This is a genomic window from Pseudomonas sp. S10E 269 (assembly GCF_002798465.1).
Lineage (GTDB): Bacteria > Pseudomonadota > Gammaproteobacteria > Pseudomonadales > Pseudomonadaceae > Aquipseudomonas > Aquipseudomonas pergaminensis.
Genome location: NZ_PHIJ01000001.1, coordinates 4,968,269 through 4,992,138, shown reverse-complemented (window position 1 = coordinate 4,992,138; position 23,870 = coordinate 4,968,269). Strand labels below are relative to the sequence as shown.

The following is a 23,870-nucleotide window of genomic DNA, read 5'->3' as shown; positions in this document are numbered from 1 at the left end:
TCTACCAGTCTCAAGGCGCTCAGCCTCTCTTCCTTGAGTTCGCAGATGGACGATAATAGTAAAAAAACAAGGAGATGACGAGAAAAAGCTCGTCAGAAAAGTCACAAAATTGATGAGGTAATGACCGTGGGATCGCGCTGCGCATGCGCCCTGATTGTGTTGCGCTTGCGCCGAACAAGGCATCAAGACAGGAAAGCTCTGGACCACCTCAAGCGTTATGGACGCCCAATGGAAAGCCGTCGAACCCCACCCAAACCCCAGAAACACAAAAGCCCCGCTTTCGCGAGGCTTTCGTTTGAATCTTGGCGGGAAACCAGGGATTCGAACCCTGGAGACGCTCTTAACGTCCGCCGGTTTTCAAGACCTTTATACAAACTCAAGCGAGCCGGCGCTTAGGAGGGCTTCGGCGTTCCATTACTCACAACGATCCGCCGACCTACAGGCCGCATGCGTTATTGGTTCGGGAACTGATTTTGGCCTTCTCTAGCGCCCGTATAATGGCTAAACCCTACCAAAGAATCGCAGTTGATGAGGAGAATGATGACCGCTTTGGCATCGGCCGCCACTTAGCCCGCCCTCATCTGTATATAAGCAAAAACCGGTTAAATCTCCACACCTAACTCGCGTAATCCCACCGCATCTACAAATTTTCCTACGGCTGCCAGGCTGGACCCAAGGATGCAGTTGTTCGCGCAGCGAACGTATCGCCAACCAGCGGCCGCTACTCACACAGTCGGACAGCCCGCGTCGACTTTCCCTCTGGGCGGCTGACGAGCGTATGCGTACTGCTCCGCCCGCCACCAACGTGTCGTTATGCACGATTAGCCGCCCTTCACAAGAGCCGAGAAAAATTATTGCAGACTGCGAACCGTAGTGGCAGTCTGCTGGTACTGAGCGCCAAATTATCCAAACAGACCATTCGAAGGGAAAAGTATGATCATCGGATTGTTGGTTAGAAACTTTAAGACGTATCAAGCCATCAATTACATAAAGCTTTCCAATGGAAAACATTTCAGCGCACTGGTTGGCGAAAATGGTGCTGGAAAAAGTTCTGTTCTTGAAGCTTTGAATAGTTTTTTTAATGCGGCAGATTGGAACTACCATCACTCATTAGCCAAGGGCTTTGCAGAACGCGAGCCATTTATATGCCCTATTTTCTTAATAAAGAAAGACACATTGCCTAGCTTAGGCGAATTCCAATGGTTCGTGGAGAAGGTAAGTGAACTAACATGGTCCGCAGCTATAGGCGACTTTAACCCAGCACACAAATCGCATGCGGAGATGTTCTACGAGCATAGAGAGAAGCTGATTACCGAAGGCTACAGTAGCGATAGCTATTACCTGATCCCGCTGGGTTTGAAAAAAGAACAAAAATATGCTGTACCTAGTGTATTTTTTTCTATGTTTGAGACATTGCCAGCTTATAATTCTCTGATAAACAACTACCTTGGTTCTGGTGGAGCTATCACACTCTTGCAGCAGCGCATTATCGATTATTATAAGTTTATTTACTTACCTGCTGATATCGATTTTAAAGAGTACACAAAAATTGAAGGTCGAACTATTCAGGCTTTGCTTGGACAGAAGCTAGATACAATCGTTAGAGCCTTTATAAAACGAGAGGATGTCCAAAAAATCAACGCGCAGCTCAATGACTTTCTTGGTTCCATCTCAGAAAAACTAAGCATTTATGAATATAGAAAACCAGCACAGAAACAGAACCTCGTAAACCAGTCCCATTTAACTGAAAAAGTAATTGAGGCATTCTTTGAGTCTAAGGTCCTCAATAGGAAAGATGGAAGAGAGCGAACGCCCGTTAGCGACCTGAGTTCAGGTGAGAAGCGGCAAGCTTTGGTTGATGTCGCTAAGGCTTTTCTTTTGGCAAACGCCGCACCGACGCATCAACAAATCATTCTTGCAATAGATGAGCCTGAACTATCGCTACACGTATCTTCTTGCTTCAGTCAATTCGAGAAATTAAGAGAGATAGCTGCATCAAAAATTCAGGTTGTTATTACGACTCATTGGTATGGCTTTATGCCCATTATTTCAAATGGTGTTGCGGTCTATTGCCCGAAAAGTGATCAGGCTCCTCTATTGTTAGATTTGAGATGTTTTAGGGAGGATATAAAAAAGCTGAAGGCTGATACTAAGGGAGAGTTACCGGCGGAGTTAGAGCTAAAGGGCATAAATGATTTGGTCCAATCCATAATCGCTTCAATCACAAGCGCTGATTATAGGTGGATTATTTGTGAGGGATCAGCAGATAGCATCTATTTAAATCATTACATTAAACACTCAAAGCTTTTCGTAGTGCCGGTCGGGGGCTCACCCACGGTAAAGAAAATTTATAACTACCTCTACCTAGCCTTAGAGGATTCTAGAAGCGATATTCAGGGGCGGGTTTACTGTTTAATCGATACAGACAAGCGATTTGAATCCTTCGATGGCAAGGACTCTTTGGCTGGAATATTAATACGAAGACTTAAAAACAACGAGGAAAACTGCCGCACCGAGCTATTAAAAACTAGCGATAACAATGCATCACCACCAACGGTAATAGAGGACACATTGAACGTGAGTAGCTTTATCAAAGCCATTCAAAGTTTCAAGACGCACGTAGTCTACGGACCATTAATTTCGCGGCTTTCTTCCCCCCTCTCTTCAGAAAATGATGACTGGCCCTCGAGCCTGTCGTTAAACCTGAACTTCACCGACCGTAGAGCAATGGAGCAATTATTTGATTCCGACGGTTTTAAAGTCAAATTCGCGCTTAAGTATATTGAAGTGGATGACCCTATGAAAAAACCTGGCTGGGTGAAAGAGATCGAGACTTTTCTTATTTCTACAGAGCCGAAGAGTCCAAAATCTAATCGTCGCGTACCTAAAACTGTAACTTCTTAGGAAAGATTACCGGCAGTCTACTTTTTGCAGATCAGAGCCATACATGTACGACTGCTCTATCCATGGCTACATCTGTTTTCCGATGAAAGCAAAAAAAGAAGCACCCAGTAATGGAGCGTTGCCTGGCCTAGACGTCCCACAGCAAGCCCTGTCCCGCTGATTTTCTGTGGCATCGATGATAGATTGGACACCTTAATGCGTTAAGGCGCCGCTTTACTTGCCTCCTGTGTTTCAATTCGCCAACCTCGTAGCAAAAATTAAGCAACAAGCTATCTCCCCATCCCCCTTAAAAATCTTGTTAATTCTAAAAATCGAGCACACAACTCTTTACCACCCAAACATGATTGCTATATTTTATAGGGAGCAATTCCTACCTCCTCACGTTTAATACCATCACTTCACTACCTGAACGATACTCGATCAATTTTTTGCACTTATACGTACAGCCGGAGCCCAAAACAATGAGTAAAGTCCTCTATAAATATATGCCATATAGCACGGCAAGCATTGTGCTCGAAAATCAAACACTTCGCTGGAGCACACCAGCGACCTTAAACGACCCGTACGACATTCAATTTGACCTTCAGATAAACTTTGACCGAAATATAGTACTTAGAGATACACTTGACAAACTATGGAAGATATTTACTGGAGAGCTAAAGGGCCATCCTGAAAACAAAATGACTTCCGCTGTAAATATCATGCGACCATTCCTTAAAGGCATCCCTAAAGAGAATTTCATGCGTCAAATGGAAGAAGGCATAAAGCAATCATTCTCAGCAATCGACGAAAACATTCACCGCACGTACTGCGAAACTAGAGATCATCTCGCCACGACTAAAATATTATGTTTAACTGACTCTCCTACTAATCAACTAATGTGGGCCTACTACGCTGACAGCAATAAGGGGGTAGTACTTCGTTTCCAAGATGAGCCTGGAGCAGACAGCCCCTATTGCACCGCAAAAAAAATGTCTTATATGCACGACATCCCCAAACTCTTCGAAAATGACGAACTTTCAGATTTCTTAGCAGGCTTAGTCACCTTCGATGAAAAAAAACGAATTAATAGTCTAATTTACACAAAATCAGATGCTTGGAAACATGAAAGTGAGTGGCGAATCTTTGCCGGTGACGGGCGCGATAAAAATGCCCCTCATGAAGATAAAAAATTTGGTTCAAAAGAGCTTACAGGAGTCGTCTTTGGCTGCCGCATGCCACTTCACCAGCAACTCGCGTTATCGGAAACCATCACGCGTAGCTATCCCCACGCTGAGATATTCCAGGCGACTCCAGCAAACCACTCCTTTCAACTTGAACTATCTCCATTAGACATAAATCAATTGCTTTCTTGAGAGATTGTACAAACCAAGAAATTACCCCATACATTTTCTTTTGATCGAAATATTAACCAACGGCGCCCACGCCTTAGTACGTGGACAACTCACACCGACCTACCATTCTTATCGCATCAATAATATATGCTAATTACTTATTATTGAAGAATATACATGCAGCACCATTAGAGCAGTCGCCTCACACAGTCTGTTCCAATCAACTTTTTCAGGATCAAAAGATTGATGAAAAGATCTATAATGAACCAGCGAATTACGCAACTGATACATTTGCTTCGTAGTAAAATTAACCAAGTCTGCATTATCAGGCAATGCAACCCCCAGCGCGGAAAGCAACAGCTTTAAGTCGTCTGAAACTGCTTGCTGTAAAAGCACTCCCAAGCTAGGTTCTTCTCGCGGATGCCAAGAAAGAGTCTCCTCTAAAATCCGAGCAACATAATTCCACTCCATGCTCATACCAAGCTTTCCCATAAGCTCAGATGTTTGGGAATAGGCATAAAGGGCTTCCAAACATCTGTACAGAGCCAAAAAGACGGCACTTGGGTCAGTATCAAATAAAGAACGACACAAAATCCTGTAAGGAATGGCTACAGGACTCAAATCTGCAATCAACTCTAGATTGGCTCTAAACTGTTTATCTATCCAAGCGCCAGCACGCATCCGGTCTGCTAAACAAATTAAAAAGAACACTCGGGACGTCTCAGAGTCACTAATATCACTCCCCGAGAAAACCCTAATTGTGGGATACAATGGAGATATATCAATGACGTCATGCCCCCTATAACCGTCTGTATTTTTCCCCGTACCAATTATGTTATCAACTTCAACCGGAGTAGCCTTAGGCATAGGCCTAAGTTCTGACAATATAGCAGTCATCATACCACCGGCTAAGCCTTCATCTACCAACCCAGCTATTTCGTCGGGCAACTCCAACCCAACCGTACAAAACATTGTGCCACCATCTAGATCAAAACGGGCTAGTTTCAATGAAGTACTTAATGACATTGCGGTTGTTAAATCCGCTTTCACTAACCTTCGCTGGTCTTTGCCCTTTTCGCTTATAAGCCATCGACCTTCGCCTGCATTTTCGCGAGCTAACTCGTTTACGATGCAGTACTGATCTAGGTCTGCAAATATTAAATTATTTGCTGCAATTTTATTCCTAGAAGTCATTAACTTGCACGCCAGCAGGGTTCCATATTAGGTATTTCAAAAGCATCCTCTATAAGGACCTTAAAAGCCTCCACAAATACGCTTCGCTCATACCTACCCACCTGTCCGACTTTTTTATCCAAAATCTCACTCAGCACATCCAAGCGAAGAAAACCGCCTACTTCGGCTGGACCAAGTCTGTTCAACTTATCAACCATAGTGGACGCATGCTTGACAACTGTATCCATCCGAGTGCTTCTATCTATTATTTCTCTATCTAGGCCAGGGCGACCCAAGACATATTGAGCGATAGCAACCATAAATCCAATGCGTGCAGGCTGACTTCCGAATACCTCTTTACCCCTCGAAAATCGCCCACTATTTCCATTATCATATCGGTCAAAGGCTTTATCGAACGCAACCAGTAATGAAAGCGCACTATAAAAATGATCTTGGAATCCTGTATCCGCAAGATTATCTACAAAGTCCAATCGAGAAAATTCTTCTGACAAGGTCTCTTTTGTATCAACATTCGTTTTCCGCAAAGAAAATGCTAGGTACAGCTCAACTAATGCATCCGAGCTAAATTGCGCACTAGCTACACGCCGGCCAGGCTTATCAGGTGAAAAAATCCTATCAATTTCCGGAACATTATTTTTTATCTCTTCCAATAAAGGTGCATATACGACTGATAGCTGACGCGCTAACGTCCATGGTACCTGCCCTGTATTCAAGACCAGCATCCTGTAAACTAGAGACCTCACCGACCTGGCCACCCAAAACTCTACTCTCATCTCTCGAGATGCGATGCTTACATCGATCTCACACGCATCTATTAATGCTGCAGTTCGCTGCATGCCATCAATAATTGTAAGATCATGACGGGAAACGCCCCGAAGAAACAGATTGATATCTGAAAGCCCCCCAGAAGATATATCATTAACTACTGCTTCATCTACTATCACGCCGATCACAACCGGAGGTAAAACCGCTCCAGCGCGAATATCAGAAATCATTCGGTCTCGTATCCGCTTTGCTGTTGTCGTCTTAAGCACTTCTCGCTGCCCGGTGATACCACCGCGTTGCGCGTGCGCTCCCCGGACTAAACTTAGATACTCCCCTGTTGTCATCTTTCCGAGAACCGAATAACAATCTGTACGGCGATCATGTATTAAATCCACTAAAAACTCCTTATTTTAGTTACTCAAAAGAAACTACTTACTGCACCTACACCCTATTAGCTTAGTACAATATTACCTGAACTGCATAGGTACACCTCGGGGGGGCTTTATAACCGGACTGGTTGCTGCCAAGCATAGTCCCCTATCGATGCATCGAAGCAAAAAATGTGCAATCCTTAACTGGACGAGCGCTCAGTAGCTGCAAAAAACCTGATTGCCTTGCTTTCAGCCGATGGCAGACTCACCGGCAAACCATGGACCATAGTTCATCAAGTTTTGTCGTAAAGCTCTGGCTCATCATATCGCGCCTCATACTCCAGTCAGGATCTGCTGGCACGCTCGCGGAGCGCAGCGTTCCGCTGCCCCACCTATTATTGATCTGATCCAACACCGTCATCACCCGAGTAGCACCCGCGGGCTGTGACATGGCAAACAGATCATCGGTGTGCTCACCTGCCTGACAGAGGTTGAGTAACATCACTTCAGCCTTGCTGTACTTAAAACCTGGTCGAAATATCCGATCAAGCGCACCCACCGCTGCTTGAGTAAGCAGCCGCACGTCGTCGGTGGGATACGGCATATCCCCCCCCCATTGGCATACTTCGCCTCCTCCGGGTTGAACATGCCCGTGCGAATGCACACGCGTACCTTCTTACACAGCGATTTCTGAGCGCGGAGCTTCTCAGAGGCACGCATCATGTAGGTGGCCACCGCCTCCTTGATGGGCGCCAAATCCGTCAACCTCATGCCGAACATACGGCTGCAGCAGATCTCCTGCTTCGGCGGATCCGGCTCATCCAGCTCCAGGCAAGGCGTGCCGCCCAACTCCCTGGCGGTCTTCTCGATCACAATGCTGAACTTCTTACGGAGCGTCCACGGGTCGGCCTTAGCCAGGTCCATAGCCGACTTGATACCCATGGCATCAAGGTGGAGTTTCATCTTGCGACCTACACCCCACACCTCCGCCACGTCCGTATTGCGTAGCACCCAGTCACGCTTAACCGGATCGATGATGTTGACCACCCCGCCGGTTTGGGCCTGCAGGCGCTTCGCGGTGTGGTTTGCCAGATTCGCCAGGGTCTTTGTGTGAGCGATACCAATTCCGACAGGGATACCGGTGCAGCGACGCACCTGGGCGCGAATCTGCCGGCCTAAGGCATCCAACCCACCGATACCGGTCAGGTCAGCGAACGCTTCGTCGATGCTGTACACCTCGACCGCCGGCACCATCGCCTCGATCAGGCTCATCACGCGCTCGCTCATGTCGCCGTACAGCGCATAGTTGGAGGAGAACGGGACGATGCCGTGCTGCTTGAGCTTGTGCTTGATCTGGAAATACGGCTCGCCCATCTTGATGAAGGGCTTTGCGTCGTAGCTACGGGCGATGACACAGCCATCGTTGTTGCTCAGCACCACAATGGGCACCTTCGCCAGGTCGGGCCGGAATACCCGCTCGCAGCTGGCGTAGAAGCTGTTGCAGTCGATCAGTGCGAAGGTTGGCTGCTGCTTAGACATGGCTACGCACTGTGCTGGTGATCACGCCCCAGATCGACAGCTCGTCGCCTTCGAGAACATAGCGTGCCGGGAACTTGGGGTTTTCGGAAAGCAGGACCACCTCCCGGCCGCGCTTGCATAGGCGCTTGCAGACAGGCTCATTGTTCAGCAGTGCCACCACTACATGCCCATGGATCGGCTCAATGGCCCGATCTGCGACAGCCAGGTCGCCATCGAAGACATGACTCGGCCCCTCAAGCAGTGGATTGGCGCATACCAACACTTCGAGGACTGCATCTGGTGGCGCATTTGTGAGCGATTCAACATCGCTCCATAAATCCCCGCCTGCATCTACAAGGCCGACCTGATTGCACTAGCGACAGAGCCGCGCGACCTCATGCCAACTGATCCGGCTATCTGGGATTGCTTGGTCGGCATCGAACCCATGGCCGAAACCATCCGCCCATGGCCTGCGGCAGAAGCTCGACTCACCTATCACCAGCGCCTAATGGACCAACTCGCTATCGACCACCGGAGGAAAGCGGCATGAAGAACCACCAGGACAACACCTGCGCCCTGCCCGCTTTGCTCCGCACAGCCAACAGTGGCGACCCGCTAGAAACAAACAGCCTCTGCTGCGCAGCAGCAGGCATCAATGCTCCTCTCAGCGCCATTGCCGAGGCACTTGTACCCCACGAAAAGCTGCGCGGGGCAGCGCTCGCTGATGCAACGCTAAACGCTCAGGAACGCCCGCTCGCGCAGCCTGCCTTGGGGTATACGCACCATTCACTCACCAGAACGTTAGAAACTGAAATTTTCTCGGACGAAGAACTGGCCGACCTGACTGGATATAAGCAGCGTTCCCATCAACGGAGATGGCTCAACGACCGCAATTGGGTATTCGTTGAGAGCCGTGGTGGCCGCCCATTGGTCGGGCGCATGTACGCTCGTATGAAGCTTGGCATGACCAGTCCAACGTTCGCAGAAGAGAGCACAACGCCGGCGAGACCAGCTTGGACACCTGACTTCTCCAGGGTGAACTGAAATGCGACCTCGAAACACTGAAAACAGGGACTTACCGCCGGGAATGGTGCGGAGAAAACGCCCTCGCAAGAACGGTAAAGTGTGGGTTGGTTATTACTACAGAGACTCAACGGGAAAGGAAATCCCGCTTAGGGGAAACTTGAGCAAAGCCCGATTGAAGTGGGCAGAGCTTGAGTCCAAAGAAAAGCCAGCCGATCTGACGATGATGAAGGGGATCTTTGATCGATACGTCCGCGACGTCATTCCGAAAAAAGGCGACCGTACCCAAAAGGACAATCTGGCCGAACTCAAACAATTGCGGCCCATGTTCGACGGGGCGCCCATCGACTCAATCACACCAGCCAACATCGCAGGATACCGCGATGCCCGTACCGCCAAGGTACGGGCCAATCGAGAAATCGCCCTACTCTCCCACGTTTTCAACATGGTGCGAGAATGGAGTCTGACCGAACGAGAAAGCCCGTGCCAGGGCATCCGCAAGAACAAAGAAACGCCGCGCGACTACTACGCCAATGCCGCGGTTTGGGATGCGGTCTACGGAATGGCTGAGCCGGAATTCAAGGAAGCCATGGACCTGGGCTATCTGACAGGCCAGCGGCCAGCAGATGTGATCGTCATGCGCAGGGACGACGTTGAGGGCGACTACTTCTTGGTCACGCAAGGCAAAACAGGGCTGAAGCTAAGGATTCTGATGTGCACAGAGGTGGGAGAAAACAGCTTGGGTAGGTTGATTCGGGAAATTACGGAAAGGAATGCCAGTCACCTCTCGAATTACTTGCTGATAAACAGGCACGGAAAGCGGATGACGAAGGGAATGCTGCGCTTGCGCTGGGACAAGGCGCGGGAGAAGGCATGTGCCAAAGCAATCGAAGAGGGCGATCCGCTCATCGCCGCGAAGATTGGCGGTTTTCAGTTTCGCGACATCCGACCTAAAGCAGCATCGGAAATCATCGATATTGGCGACGCAAGCCTGCTACCTGGACACAGCAAGCAGGAGATCACGAAGCGGGTTTACAGGAGGATTGGCGCCACTGCTAAACCATCAAAATAGGCAAAGTTTCGGAACGCCTCTGAAAAACCGTCGCGCTCCACCCAAACCCCAGAAACACAAAAGCCCCGCTTTCGCGGGGCTTTCGTTTGAATCTTGGCGGGAAACCAGGGATTCGAACCCTGGAGACGCTCTTAACGTCCGCCGGTTTTCAAGACCGGTGCATTCAACCACTCTGCCAATTTCCCTTGTGCGTCACAGGATTATAGTAGCCTATCCCGTCTCAGCGGGCGCCATAATACCCGAATGAAACACACTGTCAAACACTCGGCATCGCTTGTTACAGAGCGTCTGTTATGATCTTTGCGACTGAACGTTTCAAAACCGAAGGAGTGTCGCCATGCGCGAACAGAATTACGCAGTGAATGGTAACGCGCAGGCTGAGCAGATTGAAGTCAGCCGCGTGTTGCGCAATACCTATGGCTTGCTCGCCCTTACCCTCGCATTCAGCGGCGTGATGGCGTTCGTGGCCCAACAGATGCGCGTCGGCTACCCGAATATCTTTGTCGTGCTGATTGGCTTCTATGGCCTGTTCTTCCTGACCAACAAGCTGCGTGACTCGGCCTGGGGCCTGGTGTCGGCGTTTGCCTTGACCGGTTTCATGGGCTTTATCCTCGGCCCGATCCTCAACCGTTACCTCGGCATGGCCGGTGGTGCGGAAGTGGTCAGCTCGGCGTTTGCCATGACGGCCCTGGTGTTTGGTGGTCTGTCGGCCTACGTGCTGATCACCCGCAAGGACATGAGCTTCCTGGGTGGCTTCATCACCGCCGGCTTCTTCGTGCTGCTGGCAGCCGTGGTTGCAGGCATGTTCTTCCAGATCAGCGGGCTGCAACTGGCGATCAGCGCAGGTTTTGTGCTGTTCTCCTCGGTGTGCATCCTGTTCCAGACCAGCGCGATCATCCACGGTGGTGAGCGTAACTACATCATGGCGACCGTCAGCCTGTATGTGTCGATCTACAACTTGTTCGTCAGCCTGCTGCAGATCTTCGGCATCATGAGCCGCGACGACTGATCGCTGGTGCAATAAAAAATGCCCCGTATCGAAAGATACGGGGCATTTTTGTTTCTAACGCTCCGAGAGTAACCGGTCAGTACTGGTTGGGTTCCATTTCCAGATCCACCTTGAAGCGCTGTGCAATGTCTTGCTGGATACGCCGGGCCAGATTGGCAATGTCGTGCCCCGTGGCACCGCCATAGTTGACCAACACCAGCGCCTGCAGCTTGTGCACGCCGGCATCCCCGTCACGGAAGCCCTTCCAGCCGGCCTTGTCGATCAGCCAGCCGGCCGCAAGCTTCATCTGCCCATCAGCTTGCGGGTAGGCCACCAGGTCTGGGTACAACGCTTGCAATTCAGCCGCCAGTACTTGGGACACCAGAGGGTTCTTGAAGAAGCTCCCAGCATTGCCCAGTTCTGCCGGGTCAGGCAGTTTTTCCCGGCGTATGCTGCAGATGGCACGGCTGACGTCGCTTGGCGTCGCGTCGGTGATCCCCTGCCCCGCCAAGCGCTGTTGCACCGGACCGTAGTCGAGCTTGAGGTGGCTGGCGCGGCTCAGGGCAAAACGCACCCGCAAAATCAGCCAGCGTCCGGTCTCGTGCTTGAACAGGCTGTCGCGGTAGGCGAAGTTGCATTCTTCCAGAGTGAAGTCACGCAGTTTGCCAGTGTGGCGGTCCAGCGCAGTGAGGCCGGCAAATACGTCCTTGATTTCCACCCCGTAGGCGCCGATGTTCTGCATCGGGGCTGCGCCAACGGTGCCGGGGATGAGGCTGAGGTTTTCCAGGCCGCAGAAGCCCTGCTCCAGTGTCCACAGCACGAAGGGGTGCCAGGCTTCGCCCGCCTCAGCTTCGACCACCACCTGCGTGCCGTCATCGTGCAGCACGCGGATACCTCGGGTAGCCATGCGCAGCACCAGCGCCGGGATGTCCTGGGTCAGTAGCAAGTTGCTGCCACCGCCAATCACCAACAACGGCACCGCGTGGGCGCTCGAATAGGCCAGGGCCTCACGGACGTCGTCGTCACTATGGGCCTCGGCGAACAGCTGGGCACGTACATCAATGCCAAAGCTGTTGAATGGCTTGAGCGATACCTGCGCAAGCACTTGCAAGGTCATAACCGCCCCTTCAATTCGATCACCAATAAATCACAGGCACGCTCGATCAGGTCCAGGACCCGTTCGAAGCCTTGTTCACCTTCGTAATACGGGTCTGGCACTTCGTCCACTTCAGCGTCGTAACGGCGCAGGAACAGGTCCAGTTCCGCCTTGCCCTGGCTTGGCTGCATAGCCTTGAGGTTGCGCAGGTTGCTGTGGTCCATGGCCAGGATCAAGTCATAGCGGGCAAAATCAGCACGGGACACCTGCTGGGCACGCTGGGCCGACAGATCGTAACCGCGCACCAGCGCCGCGCGCTGGCTGCGTTGGTCTGGCGGGTTGCCGATATGCCATTCACCTGTACCGGCGGACGCTACGTCGACTCGGTCTGCCAGCCCGGCTTCGCGCAACTTATGGCGCAGTACGCCTTCGGCGGTAGGCGAGCGGCAGATATTGCCCAGGCAGACAAACAAGACCTCCATCAGGCCCCCAGCAGGCGACGGACGCGCTCAAGGTCTTCCAGGGTATCGACACCCGCCGGCGGCGCTTCCAGCGCATCGCCCACGTGGATGCGCACGCCATGCCACAGCGCCCGCAGTTGCTCCAATGATTCGGTATTTTCCAGCCAGCACGGGCCCCAGCTGACGAAGTCGTGCAGGAAGCCCGCGCGGTAGGCGTAGATGCCGATATGGCGACGGTAAGGCACGCCTTCTGGCAACACGTCAGGTTGCTTGGCAAAGGCGTCGCGGGCCCATGGCAAGATCGAGCGGCTAAATGTCAGTGCCAGGCCGTTGATGTCACTGACCACCTTCACCACGTTCGGGTTGAACAGGGTCTCGATGTCTTCGATCGGCTCGGCCAGGGTGGCCATGCGCGCTTCGCCATGGGCGGCCAGGTTGGCGGCGACTTGGTCGATCACGCTCGGCGGGATCAGCGGCTCGTCACCTTGCACGTTGACCACGATGGCGTCGGGCGCCAAGCCCAGCTGGGTGGCGACTTCGGCCAGTCGGTCGGTACCGGAATTGTGGTCTTCGCGCGTCAGCACGGCCTCAGCGCCGAAGCCTTTGCAGGCTTCGATGATGCGCGGGTCATCGGTGGCCACCACCACGCGCTCGGCGCTGCTTTTGCAGGCCTGTTCCCACACCCGCTGGATCATTGGCTTGTCGCCGATCAGCTGCAGCGGCTTGCCCGGCAGGCGGGTCGATGCATAGCGGGAGGGGATGACTACGGTAAAGGCTGTGGTCATTTATCCAGGCGCTCATCAGTGGTCAGGGTGCGGGCTTCGCTTTCGAGCATCACCGGGATGCCATCACGGATCGGGTAGGCCAGGCCTGCGCCTTTGCTGATCAGCTCGGTCTTGTCTGCGCTGAGCTTGAGCGGGCCTTTGCAGATCGGGCAAGCGAGGATATCGAGCAGTTTGGTGTCCATGAGTGTTTCCTGGAAAAAAGCGGTTTAAGGCAAGAGACGGGCAGGCAGCAGGCGCATCAACTGCGTGTCGAACCAGGCGACGAACGCCGGCGACGGCAGCGCATCCACCGTAAGGTACCACCAGTCAGGCTGGGCAAAAGCGCGGCACTTCACCGCATCCTTCTCGGTCATGACCAGCGGCAATGACGGCGTAAAATTCAAGACCTCGGCGCTGTAGGGCGCGTGGTCGGCAAATGCATGGGGTATCGGCTGCCAGTGTAGCGTTTCAAGGGTATTGAAGAAACGTTGCGGGTTACCGATGCCGGCAACCGCATGCACCTGCTGGCCCGGCGCAAAGTGGTTCACCGGCTGGCGCTCGCCAGTCTGCAGATTGACCAGTGCGGTGGGCTGCAAACGAAAGGCAAAGCCGTCCTCGCGGTCGCTGGCGGCGCCGTTATACAACAGCGCATCGACACTTTTCAGGCGCTCCACCGGTTCACGCAACGGCCCCGCAGGCAGGCAACGGCGGTTGCCCAGGCCACGAGCCGCGTCGATCAGCACCAGTTCGAGGTCACGGGCCAGACGGTAATGTTGCAGACCGTCGTCGGAGAGAATCAGGTCCAGGGTGTCACTGGCCAGCAACGCCTTGACTGCACGGCTGCGATCGGGGTCGATCATCAGCGGTACACCGCAGCGCTGCACGATCAATAAAGGCTCGTCACCTGCAACCTCCGCGCTGTGGCTGGCTTCGACCCGCCACGGCAACTGCGGGGGCTTGGCGCCATAGCCACGACTGACCACCCCCACGCGCAGGCCGCTGCGCCGGCAGTGTTCGATCAGCCAGAGAATCAACGGCGTCTTGCCAGTGCCGCCGACGGTGATATTCCCGACGACTACCACCGGCACCGGTGATTGGTAAATGCCGCCCTCACCTGCCAGGAAGCGTGCGCGCTTGCGCTGCACCACCCGGCGATACAGGGACTCCAACGGCCGCAACAGCGTGAGTGCCGGATGGCCCTCGTACCAGGCCTTGAGCAAACGATCGGACATGGCCATCAGGGTTGGCTCGCCGCCTCGACGGTGGTCATGCGCAGATGGCTGAAGCCGAGCTTACCGGCGGCATCCATCGCGGTAATCACAGCCTGGTGTTGGGTCTTGCCATCGGCACTGATGGAGAGCGGCAGCTTGGTGTCGCCGCCGGACTCTTTCTGCAAGGCATCCATCAGGCTGGCGAGGTCGTTTTTCTCGAGCAACTGATTATTCACCGAAAACACCCCTTCGGCGCTGATGGCGATGTCCAGTTGCTTGACTTCCTGGTCTTCGGCCGGCGAACCGCTCACGGCTTCCGGCAGGTCGACGCGCAGCTCGGTTTGCCGGGTGAAGGTGGTGGTGACGACAAAAAACAGCAGCAGGATAAACACCACGTCGATCAGCGACGCGAGGTTGATATCGACATTTTCCCGTTGCTTGCGGCGAAATTTCACGCTTTGCCCCCAACCAGGTCGACGTCACGGTCGCCTTGCACCACTTCCACCAGCTTGATGGCTTCCTGCTCCATACCGACCACCAGCTCATCAATGCGACGTTGCAGGAAACGGTGAAAGAACACCGAAGGAATACCCACCATCAAGCCCGCCGCCGTGGTGATCAGCGCCTTGGAAATACCCCCGGCCAGCACGGCCGCGTTGGTGGTCATGCCGGAGCCCATGAACGAGCTGAAAATATCGATCATGCCCAGCACGGTACCCAGCAAGCCAAGCAATGGCGCCATGGCGGCGATGGTGCCGAGGGCATTGATGTAGCGCTCCAGTTCATGGATGACGCGGGCGGCAGCCTCTTCGATGCACTCTTTCATGATCTCGCGACCATGCTTGGAGTTGGCCAGGCCCGCAGCAAGGATTTCACCCAACGGGGAGTTGGCGCGCAGTTCCTTGAGTTTGTCCTTGTCCAACTGCTTGTTCTTGATCCAGCTCCAGACCTGCCCCAGCAGATGCTCGGGGGTAACGCGACTGGCACGCAGGGTCCACAGGCGTTCGGCGACGATGCCGAGTGCGGCGATAGAACTCATGATGATCGGCAACATCATCCAGCCGCCGGATTTGACCAATTCCCACACAGTGAATGTCCCCTCGAAAAAGTGCGCCACTTTACCATATAGGTTCGCAGGCCACAGACCCCATCGACCGCAGCCATCCGCGCCTAAGGTAGCCGCTCGCGCCAGAACCTGCGTTGACTGCGCGCAACAACCGGTGGCGCGAAAGCGCCCAATTGCAGGCGCACCGCCCCCTGCTCGGCGCTGTCATACACCTGGCTACCCAGCCGCTGGTAACGCGCCATCACCTGAGGATGGGGATGGCCGAACGCATTGCTACGCCCCCGCGAAATAAGCACGGAACGCGGCGCGAGGCGCTCCAGAAACGCCCAGGACGAAGAGCTGCGACTGCCATGGTGCGGCGCTTGCAACCAATCGGTCGGCACCGCCAGGGGTGAGGCGAGCATGGCCTGTTCGGCGGCGCGGTCGATGTCGCCGGTCAGCAACAGACGCTCGCCATTGGCCTGCACCCGCAACACACAGGACTTCGGGTTGCCGGTAATAGCATCAGGCCACTGCCAGAGTTCGAAGGTCACACCGTCCCAGGTCCAGCGCTCGCCACTGATACACGGCTGAGTGCCGAGAAAGGCCGGCAGCCCGTCGGTTTCTCCACCCACCACGCGCTTGATCGGCAGGCCCTTGGCAATCGCCGCCGCACCGCCCGCATGATCTGCGTCGGCGTGGCTGAGCAGCATCAGGTCCAACGCCCCTACCCCCAGTTTTCGCAGCGATGGCAGCACCACCCGCGCGCCGAGGTCAAAGGTTCCGGAGCGCGGGCCAGCGTCATACAGCAAGGTATGGTGACGGGTGCGCAAGATCAGCGACTGCCCCTGCCCGACGTCCAACTGCACCACGTCGACCTGCCCATGGGGCACCCATTCACGTGGTGGAAACACGGCCAGCAACAGCATCGGCCAGCCCAGCACACGAAACGGCACGCCCTTGGGCAGCAGGAGCAGCACGGCGCCGAGCAGACTCACCAGCCAATAGCCCAACGGCACATCGGCCGGAATCCACGCCGGCACCCGCCCGGCCAACCAGCCCAAGCCCTTGAATAACCCATCCAGTGCACCGCCCGCCAGCCACAGCAAGCCTTCACCCACAAACGGCAGCGGCAGCAACGCCGTCCCGAGCAACGCCAGCGGCAGTACCACCAGGCTGATCCACGGCACCGCCGCCAGGTTGGCGAACGGTGCACTCAGGCTGATGGGCAGCCCCAACACCAGCAGCACCGGGAACAACCCAATAGCAATCAGCCATTGCGGCCGGGTCCACGCCTGCCACGCGCGCCAGGGGCCCAGCCGCCCACCGAACGCCAGGATCAACACCGCCACCGCCGCAAACGACAGCCAGAAACCGGGTTGCAGGCTCGCCAACGGCTCCAGGACCAGCACCCCATTGAGTGCCAGCAGCAAAGGCCACCACAGTCCGAGATGCCGGAATCGCAACCGCCACAACAACACCAACCCCACCATCACGCAGGCGCGCTGCACCGGCACGCCAAAGCCTGCCAGCAAGCCATACCCCAGCGCGGCGCCGAACGCCAGGCCACACGCCCAAGGCAACCAAGGCCAGCTGCGGGGCCAGCAGCCGTAGCGCGCCAACCCAGCGATCAAGGCGTAGATCAAGCCCGCCAGCAAACCGATGTGTTGGCCGGAGATGACCAGCAGGTGCACAGTGCCCGTGTCCTGCAAGACCTGCCAATCGGCGGCGGCCAATCCAGACCCATCACCCAGTACCAGCGCAATCAGGCCCGCCTCCCGGCCCTGGGCATCCACCGCCATCAGGCGCTGGCGCACACTGTCGCGCCAGGCATTGCGTGCGGGTGCCAAGCGCTCGCCGTCCTTTACCGTGCCGGTGGCACCGATACGCTGGGCCAGCAGCCAGGCCTCCTGATCAAAGCCGTGGAAATTCAATAGCCCGGCTGGTCGCTTGAGGGTGACCGCCAGGCGCCAGCGCTCGCCACTGCGCACCGACGGCCCGCCACGCCAGGAGACGCGAATGCGTGTGGGCAAGCGGGCATTACGCGACCGACTGTCGGTCAGCACGAAACGCACGCCCTCGCCCGTCTGTTGCGGCAACCCGGTCACCCACCCTTCCACCCAGCGTGTCTGGCCGTCCAATGCTGGCCGTAGGCGATCATCCAGCGCCCACTGTGCGCTGATGCAGGCCCAGCTCAGCCCCACCAAGAAAAACGCCAAGGGGTAAGTGCGAAACGGCAACAGCATCAATGCCAGCACCAGCAAGGCGATCAGCCAGCCGGTAGCGGGCAACGCGGGTAAAAAACGCAGCGCCAGCAGCCCCAGCGCAAACGCGAACATCCCTGTCCTCATGAATCATCCTTTTCAAGTGATCCACTCAGTCTTAGCCGAGCGCCGAGCACGGCCTATGATGTTTTGTCACAAAGTCTGAATTTTCTGTTTATAGAATGCGGGCATACTTGCCCCTCGAATTGATCTGGACCCCCTATGCCCCGGCGCCTATTCAAACGGTACATGCCCGACCCCAGCAGTATCCGGGAACACAAGTCATTACAGTTTCTCGGCACGTTGCTGCATGACCCGAACCTCTGGCACCTCAACCGGCACTCGGTCGCACGCGCGATGGCCGTGGGTTTGTTCGCGGCTTTTATTCCGATTCCCTTGCAGATGCTGCTGGCGGCGGTGCTGGCGATCACAGTGCGCGGCAATATGCCGATCGCGGTCAGCCTGGTGTGGCTGACCAACCCGATTACCATGCCGGTGGTGTTTATCTGCACCTACATGACCGGCGCCTGGCTGATGAATGTGCCACCCCGCAGCCTGCCCGACGATTTGACCTGGGAATGGATCAGCGGCCAATTGAGCACATTATGGCAGCCGTTCCTGCTGGGTTCAGTGGTGCTGGGGCTGGTGCTGGGCGCCCTCGCCTATTGCCTGACCATGGGTTATTGGCGCTGGTGGGTGGCCCACCAATGGAAAAAACGCAAACAGCGTCGCGCTTAGCAGGCCCGCAAGCGCACATGCACCCGCAGCCCTTGCCCGGTATTTTCCGCCCACAGGCTACCGTCCTGGCGCTGCACGGCATTGCGCGCGATGCTCAAGCCCAGGCCGAAGCCACCATCGCCGGGGCGTGAACCGTCCAGGCGGGTAAAAGGCGCAAAGATCCGTTCCAGGTCGCCTTCATCTATTCCGCCGCCCTGGTCCTCCAGCCACAGGTGCCAGAAATCCCCCTCACGACGCCCATCCAGGCTGACCATGCCGCCCACCGGCGAATGGCGGATGGCATTGCGCAAAATGTTTTCCAGCGCCTGGGCCAACGCATTCAGGTTGCCGCGCACCCAACACTCCGCGCCCAACAGGCATGGTAGGCGCGACGGCGGCCAGTCGCTCTCGAAACAGGCGTTTTCGCGCAGCATGTCCCACAGCGCCTGAACCTGGATATCTTCCCGGGGCAGCGGCGCCCGCTCAGTGTCCAGCCAGGCCAGTTGCAGGCTGTCTTCCACCAGGCGCTGCATGGCGTCGATCTCACGGCTGAGCCGCTCGCGCAGTTGCGCCAGGTCTTGCTCGCTGTCACAGGCCACCCGTAAGCGGCTCAAGGGCGTGCGCAGTTCATGGGACATGTCCCGCAGCAACTGCTGCTGCAATACCACGGTGCCCTGAAGACGCTCGGACATGTGATCGAATGCGCGGCCCAGCTCGCCCAGTTCATCCTGGCGGCTGGTGGCATCGTCGGACAGCCGTGTATTCAACTGATCGGCACGCCAGGCATTGGCCTGCTCGCGCAGTTGATTGAGGGGCATGATCAGCAATCGATACAACCCCACGCAGAGCAACAGGGTAAACAGGCCAGGGATCACGCCATTGGTCACCACCCGCCAGAACAGTTGGTAACGCCCCGGCATGAAGCGCTGCGGCAACTCAATCACCAGCGAACCCGCGTTGGGGTCGACGGGAAATGGGATTTTCAGCCACGGCAGGCCTTTGACATGCCGACTCACCGGCCAGTCCAGGCCCCGCAGAAAGGTCAGGCGCTGGCTTTCCTTATCGGTCAGCGGGTAGCTGCTCAGCGACTGCAGGTCATTGCCGATCACGCCTATCCAGGTGCTTTCACGCTTGCCCATCGCCTGCAACCAGGCGTCCACGCCAGCATGGCCGCCGCGATTCCACGCCTGCTCAGCACCGACCGCGTACCCACTCAAGGTGATCCGCGCCTCGTCGGACAAATAGGCGTTCTTCTGCTCCATGTACCGGCCCCATGACCAACTGAGCCAGATCATCAGCAAACAGAAGGCGATCAGCAGGCAGGCCAGTTTCCAGAACAACGAGTGCTTGCCCGGCAGCCGTTTCAAGGGGCGTTCAAAGGCTGTCATCGAGACCGCTCAGCACATAGCCCTTGCCCCACACCGTGCGCACTTCGCGCTCGGTGTAGCCGATGGCCTTGAGCTTGCGGCGGATCTGGCTGATATGCATGTCGAGGCTGCGGTCGTGGGGGGCATAACCGCGTTGCAGCACGTGCTGGTAAAGGAAGGCCTTGCTGAGGACTTCCTCGCTGTTGCGGTGCAGGGTTTCGAGCAGGCGGTATTCGCTGCGGGTCAAGCCGGCCCAGTGTTCCAGGTAGAAGACATCGCACAGTTCATCGTCAAAGCGCAGGGTGCGGGCGTCGTCGCGCACCGCTGCCAGGGTCGGCAGCGGGCGGCGGTCGAGGGCCACGCGACGCAGGATCGCCTCAATGCGCACACGCAACTCGACCATGCTGAACGGCTTGGGCAGGTAGTCATCGGCGCCCAGGCGAAAACCACTGACGCGATCGGCTTCGGCGCCCAGCGCGGACATCAGGATCACCGGGATCGAATGGCTCTGGCGCAAATGGGTGAGGATCGACAGGCCGTCCATCCCCGGCAGCAAAATATCCATCAACACCACATCGAACACCTGGTCGCGCGCCATCTGCAGGCCTTGCTGGCCGTTCTGGCACCAAGTGACATGGAAACCACAGCGGCCCAGGTGCTCATGGACATAGGCGCCCAGCACGGGGTCATCTTCGATGGTCAGGATACTGGGTAGGCCGATTGCTGCGGGATTCATTAGTATCTGCAAGTCATTCTCAATCGCTGATTATTCAAGATTACCCCGCCCCAGGCAATCGCCACCGGGCGCCAAATGGCTTGATGATTGCCGTATGTCATTAATTTGCAAGATTACTCCGCGCGCAAATGGCTACACTGCGCAGGTGGCCGGGCCGGATGCCCGCGCAATTCCGTAGATATCAATGTGGTAGCAGGAGAGTGGCGTGCTGACAAGAATGGGGATAAAAGGCCGCGTACTGTTGCTGACCTTATTACCGACCAGCCTGATGGCCTCGCTGTTGGGGGGCTATTTCACCTGGATGCAGCTCTCGGAACTGCAGTCGCAATTGCTGCAACGCGGCGAAATGATCGCCGAACAACTGGCGCCCCTGGTGGCGCCTGCCTTGAGTGCGCGCAATACCGACCTGCTGGAGCGCATTGCCACCCAGTCCCTGGAACAGCCGGACGTGCGCGCCGTGTCCTTCCTCAGCCCGGACCGCGCGCCCCTCGCCCATGCCGGCCCGACCATGCTCAACCAGCCGCCCATCGGCAACAGCTCGCACCTGCTGCAGCGTACCGGCAATGACGCCACCCGCTACTTGCTGCCGGTGTTTGGACGCCATCGCAACCTCGCCGGCGACCTGATCCCGGACGAAGCCGATCGCCTGCTGGGTTGGGTCGAGGTGGAGCTGTCCCATAACGGCATGTTGCTGCGGGGCTACCGCAGCCTGTTCGCCAGCCTGCTGCTGATTGCCATCGGCCTGATCTGCACCGCGGCCCTGGCCCTGCGCATCAGCCGTACGATCAATTCGCCGATCGGCCAGATCAAGCAAGCCGTGGCCCAGCTCAAGGACGGCAACCTGGAAACCCGCTTGCCACCACTGGGCAGCCAGGAACTGGATCAGCTCGCCTCGGGCATCAACCGCATGGCCGAAACCCTGCAGAACGCCCAGGAAGAATTGCAGCACAGCATCGACCAGGCCACGGAAGACGTGCGCCAGAACCTGGAAACCATCGAGATCCAGAACATCGAGCTGGACCTGGCGCGCAAGGAAGCCCTGGAGGCCAGCCGCATCAAGTCGGAGTTCCTGGCCAACATGAGCCACGAGATCCGCACGCCGCTCAACGGCATCCTGGGCTTCACCCACCTGCTCCAAAAGAGCGAGCTGACCCCGCGCCAGCTCGACTATTTGGGCACCATCGAGAAGTCCGCCGACAACCTGCTGGGCATCATCAACGAGATCCTCGACTTCTCGAAAATCGAGGCCGGCAAACTGGTCCTCGACAGTATCCCGTTCAACCTGCGCGACTTGCTGCAAGACACGTTGACCATCCTCGCCCCCGCCGCCCATGCCAAACAGCTCGAACTGGTGAGCCTGGTCTATCGCGACACGCCCCTGGCGCTGGTGGGCGACCCGCTGCGCCTCAAGCAGATCCTCACCAACCTGATCAGCAACGCGATCAAGTTCACCCGCGAAGGCACCATCGTGGCCCGCGCGATGATCGAGGACGAGCAGGAAGACAGCGTGCAATTGCGCATCAGCGTGCAGGACACCGGCATCGGCCTGTCCAGCCAGGACGTGCGCGCGCTGTTCCAGGCCTTCAGCCAGGCCGACAACTCACTGTCGCGCCAACCTGGCGGTACCGGGTTGGGGCTGGTGATTTCCAAGCGCCTGATCGAGCAGATGGGCGGTGAAATCGGCGTCGACAGTACACCGGGCGAAGGCTCGGAGTTCTGGATCAGCCTGAACCTGCCCAAGACCCGCGACGATGTCGAAGACCTGCCTTCCGCGCCGCTGCTGGGCCATCGCGTGGCGGTGCTGGAAAACCACGAACTGGCACGCCAGGCCCTGCAACATCAACTGGAAGACTGCGGCCTGGAAGTCACGCCGTTCAATAGCCTGGAAAGCCTGACCAACGGCATCACCAGCGCCCATCAGACTGAGCAGGCCATTGACCTTGCGGTGCTCGGCGTGACCGCCAATGACATCCCGCCCGAGCGCCTCAACCAACACCTGTGGGACCTCGAACACCTGGGCTGCAAGGTGCTGGTGCTGTGCCCCACCACCGAGCAGATGCTGTTCAACCAATCGGTGCCCAACCCCAACAGCCAGTTGCAGGCCAAGCCGGCGTGCACGCGCAAACTGCGCCGTGCGCTGTCCGACCTGATCAGCCCGCGCCCGGCGCGCAGCGAACCGGGCGAGCCGTTGTCCAGCCGTGCGCCACGCGTGCTGTGCGTGGACGACAACCCGGCGAACCTGTTGCTGGTCCAGACCCTGCTGGAAGACATGGGCGCACGGGTGCGCGCGGTGGAAAGCGGATATGCGGCCATCGACGCGGTGAAACAGGACACCTTCGACCTGGTATTGATGGACGTGCAGATGCCTGGCATGGACGGCCGTCAGAGCACCGAGGCAATCCGCCAATGGGAAAGCGAACGCAGCGGCACGCCCCTGCCGGTGGTCGCCCTGACCGCCCACGCCATGGCCAATGAAAAACGCGCGTTGCTGCAAAGCGGCATGGACGACTACCTGACCAAACCCATCAGCGAGCGGCAACTGGCCCAGGTGGTGCTGAAATGGACCGGCCTGGCCCTGCGCAATCAAGGTCCGGAACGTGCCACCGACGGCCTCGGCCCCGGCGTGCAATTTCCGGTGCTCGATCACGAAGAAGGGCTGCGCCTGGCCGCCGGCAAGGCTGACCTGGCGGCGGATATGCTGGCGATGCTACTGGCATCGCTTGAGGCCGATCGCCTGGCAATTACCCTCGCCCGTGACGCCAATGACAACAATGCGCTGATCGAACGTGTGCACCGCCTGCACGGTGCAACCCGTTACTGCGGCGTGCCACAACTGCGGGCGGCCTGCCACCGCGCTGAAACCCTGCTCAAGCAGGACGACGCCAAGGCCCAGCACGCGCTGGACGAACTGGACATGGCCATTGCCCGGCTTGCCAGTGAAGCGCGGGTAAACGCCTGACTGTGCACAGGAACAGGCTTTTCTGGTGAACGACCTGGCCTCGCGCGGGGCAGGCCCGCTCACCACAAAAGCCTGATTCTT

19 protein-coding genes, 1 tRNA gene and 2 pseudogenes are annotated in these 23,870 nt (G+C 56.5%); 7 read left to right on the top strand and 15 right to left on the bottom strand.

The window, feature by feature from the left end; genetic code table 11:
* Nucleotides 1-933: 933 nt before the first annotated feature.
* Complete coding sequence (locus CWC48_RS23225; protein WP_100490418.1) at nucleotides 934-2,904, top strand: AAA family ATPase; 1,971 nt, start codon at nucleotides 934-936, stop codon at nucleotides 2,902-2,904.
* A gap of 461 nt (nucleotides 2,905-3,365) precedes the next feature.
* Nucleotides 3,366-4,259 (top strand): DUF2971 domain-containing protein, encoded by an 894-nt coding sequence (locus CWC48_RS23220; protein ID WP_100490417.1) that lies wholly within the window; start codon nucleotides 3,366-3,368, stop codon nucleotides 4,257-4,259.
* Nucleotides 4,260-4,388: 129 nt separating this feature from the next.
* Here CWC48_RS23220 and CWC48_RS30245 read toward each other — a convergent pair whose 3' ends face one another.
* The 4 genes and pseudogenes from CWC48_RS30245 to CWC48_RS23205 all read right to left on the bottom strand — a co-directional run.
* Nucleotides 4,389-5,432, bottom strand: coding sequence for a hypothetical protein (locus CWC48_RS30245; protein ID WP_157806766.1), 1,044 nt, complete (start codon nucleotides 5,430-5,432; stop codon nucleotides 4,389-4,391).
* On the bottom strand, nucleotides 5,432-6,427 hold the full coding sequence (locus CWC48_RS30460; protein ID WP_157806765.1) for a hypothetical protein: 996 nt from the start codon (nucleotides 6,425-6,427) through the stop codon (nucleotides 5,432-5,434). The genes CWC48_RS30245 and CWC48_RS30460 overlap by 1 nt, the downstream gene beginning before the upstream one ends.
* A gap of 406 nt (nucleotides 6,428-6,833) precedes the next feature.
* Nucleotides 6,834-8,107 (bottom strand): annotated as a pseudogene (umuC, locus tag CWC48_RS23210) (translesion error-prone DNA polymerase V subunit UmuC).
* Nucleotides 8,100-8,327: pseudogene (locus CWC48_RS23205) on the bottom strand (LexA family protein); the annotation flags it as partial. The pseudogenes umuC and CWC48_RS23205, both read right to left, overlap by 8 nt.
* 527 nt (nucleotides 8,328-8,854) lie before the next feature.
* On the opposite strand from CWC48_RS23205, the gene CWC48_RS23195 reads away from it, so the two are divergent.
* Both CWC48_RS23195 and CWC48_RS23190 read left to right on the top strand, forming a co-directional pair.
* Nucleotides 8,855-9,130, top strand: coding sequence for a DUF4224 domain-containing protein (locus tag CWC48_RS23195; protein ID WP_100492447.1), 276 nt, complete (start codon nucleotides 8,855-8,857; stop codon nucleotides 9,128-9,130).
* A gap of 1 nt (nucleotide 9,131) precedes the next feature.
* Nucleotides 9,132-10,181 carry a tyrosine-type recombinase/integrase gene (locus CWC48_RS23190; protein ID WP_100490415.1) on the top strand — a complete coding sequence of 350 codons (1,050 nt, stop codon included), beginning with the start codon at nucleotides 9,132-9,134 and terminating at the stop codon, nucleotides 10,179-10,181.
* A gap of 94 nt (nucleotides 10,182-10,275) precedes the next feature.
* Here the strand turns inward: CWC48_RS23190 and CWC48_RS23185 are convergent.
* Nucleotides 10,276-10,366: transfer RNA gene (locus tag CWC48_RS23185), tRNA-Ser, on the bottom strand.
* 152 nt (nucleotides 10,367-10,518) lie between these two features.
* Here CWC48_RS23185 and CWC48_RS23180 point away from each other — a divergent pair.
* On the top strand, nucleotides 10,519-11,190 hold the full coding sequence (locus CWC48_RS23180) for a Bax inhibitor-1/YccA family protein (RefSeq protein ID WP_100490414.1): 672 nt from the start codon (nucleotides 10,519-10,521) through the stop codon (nucleotides 11,188-11,190).
* Between the two features lie 76 nt (nucleotides 11,191-11,266).
* On the opposite strand, the gene murB is transcribed toward CWC48_RS23180, so the two are convergent.
* From murB to CWC48_RS23140, 8 genes are all read right to left on the bottom strand, one after another.
* A complete protein-coding gene (gene murB / locus CWC48_RS23175) occupies nucleotides 11,267-12,286 on the bottom strand; it encodes a UDP-N-acetylmuramate dehydrogenase (protein ID WP_078048998.1) in 1,020 nt (339 codons plus the stop codon).
* Entirely contained in the window at nucleotides 12,283-12,747 is a 465-nt protein-coding gene (locus CWC48_RS23170) for a low molecular weight protein-tyrosine-phosphatase (RefSeq protein WP_100490413.1), read from the bottom strand. The genes murB and CWC48_RS23170 overlap by 4 nt, the downstream gene beginning before the upstream one ends.
* Nucleotides 12,747-13,511: a 3-deoxy-manno-octulosonate cytidylyltransferase gene (kdsB, locus tag CWC48_RS23165; RefSeq protein WP_100490412.1), complete on the bottom strand. Its 765-nt coding sequence runs from the start codon at nucleotides 13,509-13,511 to the stop codon at nucleotides 12,747-12,749. Before kdsB ends, CWC48_RS23170 begins: the two co-directional genes overlap by 1 nt.
* Nucleotides 13,508-13,693: a Trm112 family protein gene (locus CWC48_RS23160; protein ID WP_003174668.1), complete on the bottom strand. Its 186-nt coding sequence runs from the start codon at nucleotides 13,691-13,693 to the stop codon at nucleotides 13,508-13,510. Before CWC48_RS23160 ends, kdsB begins: the two co-directional genes overlap by 4 nt.
* Before the next feature lie 24 nt (nucleotides 13,694-13,717).
* Nucleotides 13,718-14,728, bottom strand: coding sequence for a tetraacyldisaccharide 4'-kinase (gene lpxK, locus CWC48_RS23155; RefSeq protein ID WP_100490411.1), 1,011 nt, complete (start codon nucleotides 14,726-14,728; stop codon nucleotides 13,718-13,720).
* Entirely contained in the window at nucleotides 14,728-15,156 is a 429-nt protein-coding gene (locus CWC48_RS23150; protein WP_078049001.1) for a biopolymer transporter ExbD, read from the bottom strand. The genes lpxK and CWC48_RS23150 overlap by 1 nt, the downstream gene beginning before the upstream one ends.
* Nucleotides 15,153-15,788: a MotA/TolQ/ExbB proton channel family protein gene (locus tag CWC48_RS23145; RefSeq protein WP_012724911.1), complete on the bottom strand. Its 636-nt coding sequence runs from the start codon at nucleotides 15,786-15,788 to the stop codon at nucleotides 15,153-15,155. Before CWC48_RS23145 ends, CWC48_RS23150 begins: the two co-directional genes overlap by 4 nt.
* An 83-nt stretch (nucleotides 15,789-15,871) precedes the next feature.
* Nucleotides 15,872-18,097 carry a DNA internalization-related competence protein ComEC/Rec2 gene (locus tag CWC48_RS23140; protein ID WP_100490410.1) on the bottom strand — a complete coding sequence of 742 codons (2,226 nt, stop codon included), beginning with the start codon at nucleotides 18,095-18,097 and terminating at the stop codon, nucleotides 15,872-15,874.
* 135 nt (nucleotides 18,098-18,232) lie between these two features.
* On the opposite strand from CWC48_RS23140, the gene CWC48_RS23135 reads away from it, so the two are divergent.
* A complete protein-coding gene (locus tag CWC48_RS23135; protein ID WP_012724913.1) occupies nucleotides 18,233-18,748 on the top strand; it encodes a DUF2062 domain-containing protein in 516 nt (171 codons plus the stop codon).
* Here the strand turns inward: CWC48_RS23135 and CWC48_RS23130 are convergent.
* Together CWC48_RS23130 and CWC48_RS23125 are read right to left on the bottom strand one after the other, a co-directional pair.
* Entirely contained in the window at nucleotides 18,745-20,115 is a 1,371-nt protein-coding gene (locus CWC48_RS23130; RefSeq protein WP_100490409.1) for a sensor histidine kinase, read from the bottom strand. The genes CWC48_RS23135 and CWC48_RS23130 overlap by 4 nt on opposite strands.
* Complete coding sequence (locus CWC48_RS23125) at nucleotides 20,102-20,830, bottom strand: response regulator transcription factor (protein WP_099491810.1); 729 nt, start codon at nucleotides 20,828-20,830, stop codon at nucleotides 20,102-20,104. The genes CWC48_RS23130 and CWC48_RS23125 overlap by 14 nt, the downstream gene beginning before the upstream one ends.
* A 205-nt stretch (nucleotides 20,831-21,035) precedes the next feature.
* On the opposite strand from CWC48_RS23125, the gene CWC48_RS23120 reads away from it, so the two are divergent.
* A complete protein-coding gene (locus CWC48_RS23120) occupies nucleotides 21,036-23,789 on the top strand; it encodes a response regulator (protein WP_100490408.1) in 2,754 nt (917 codons plus the stop codon).
* Nucleotides 23,790-23,870 lie beyond the last annotated feature (81 nt).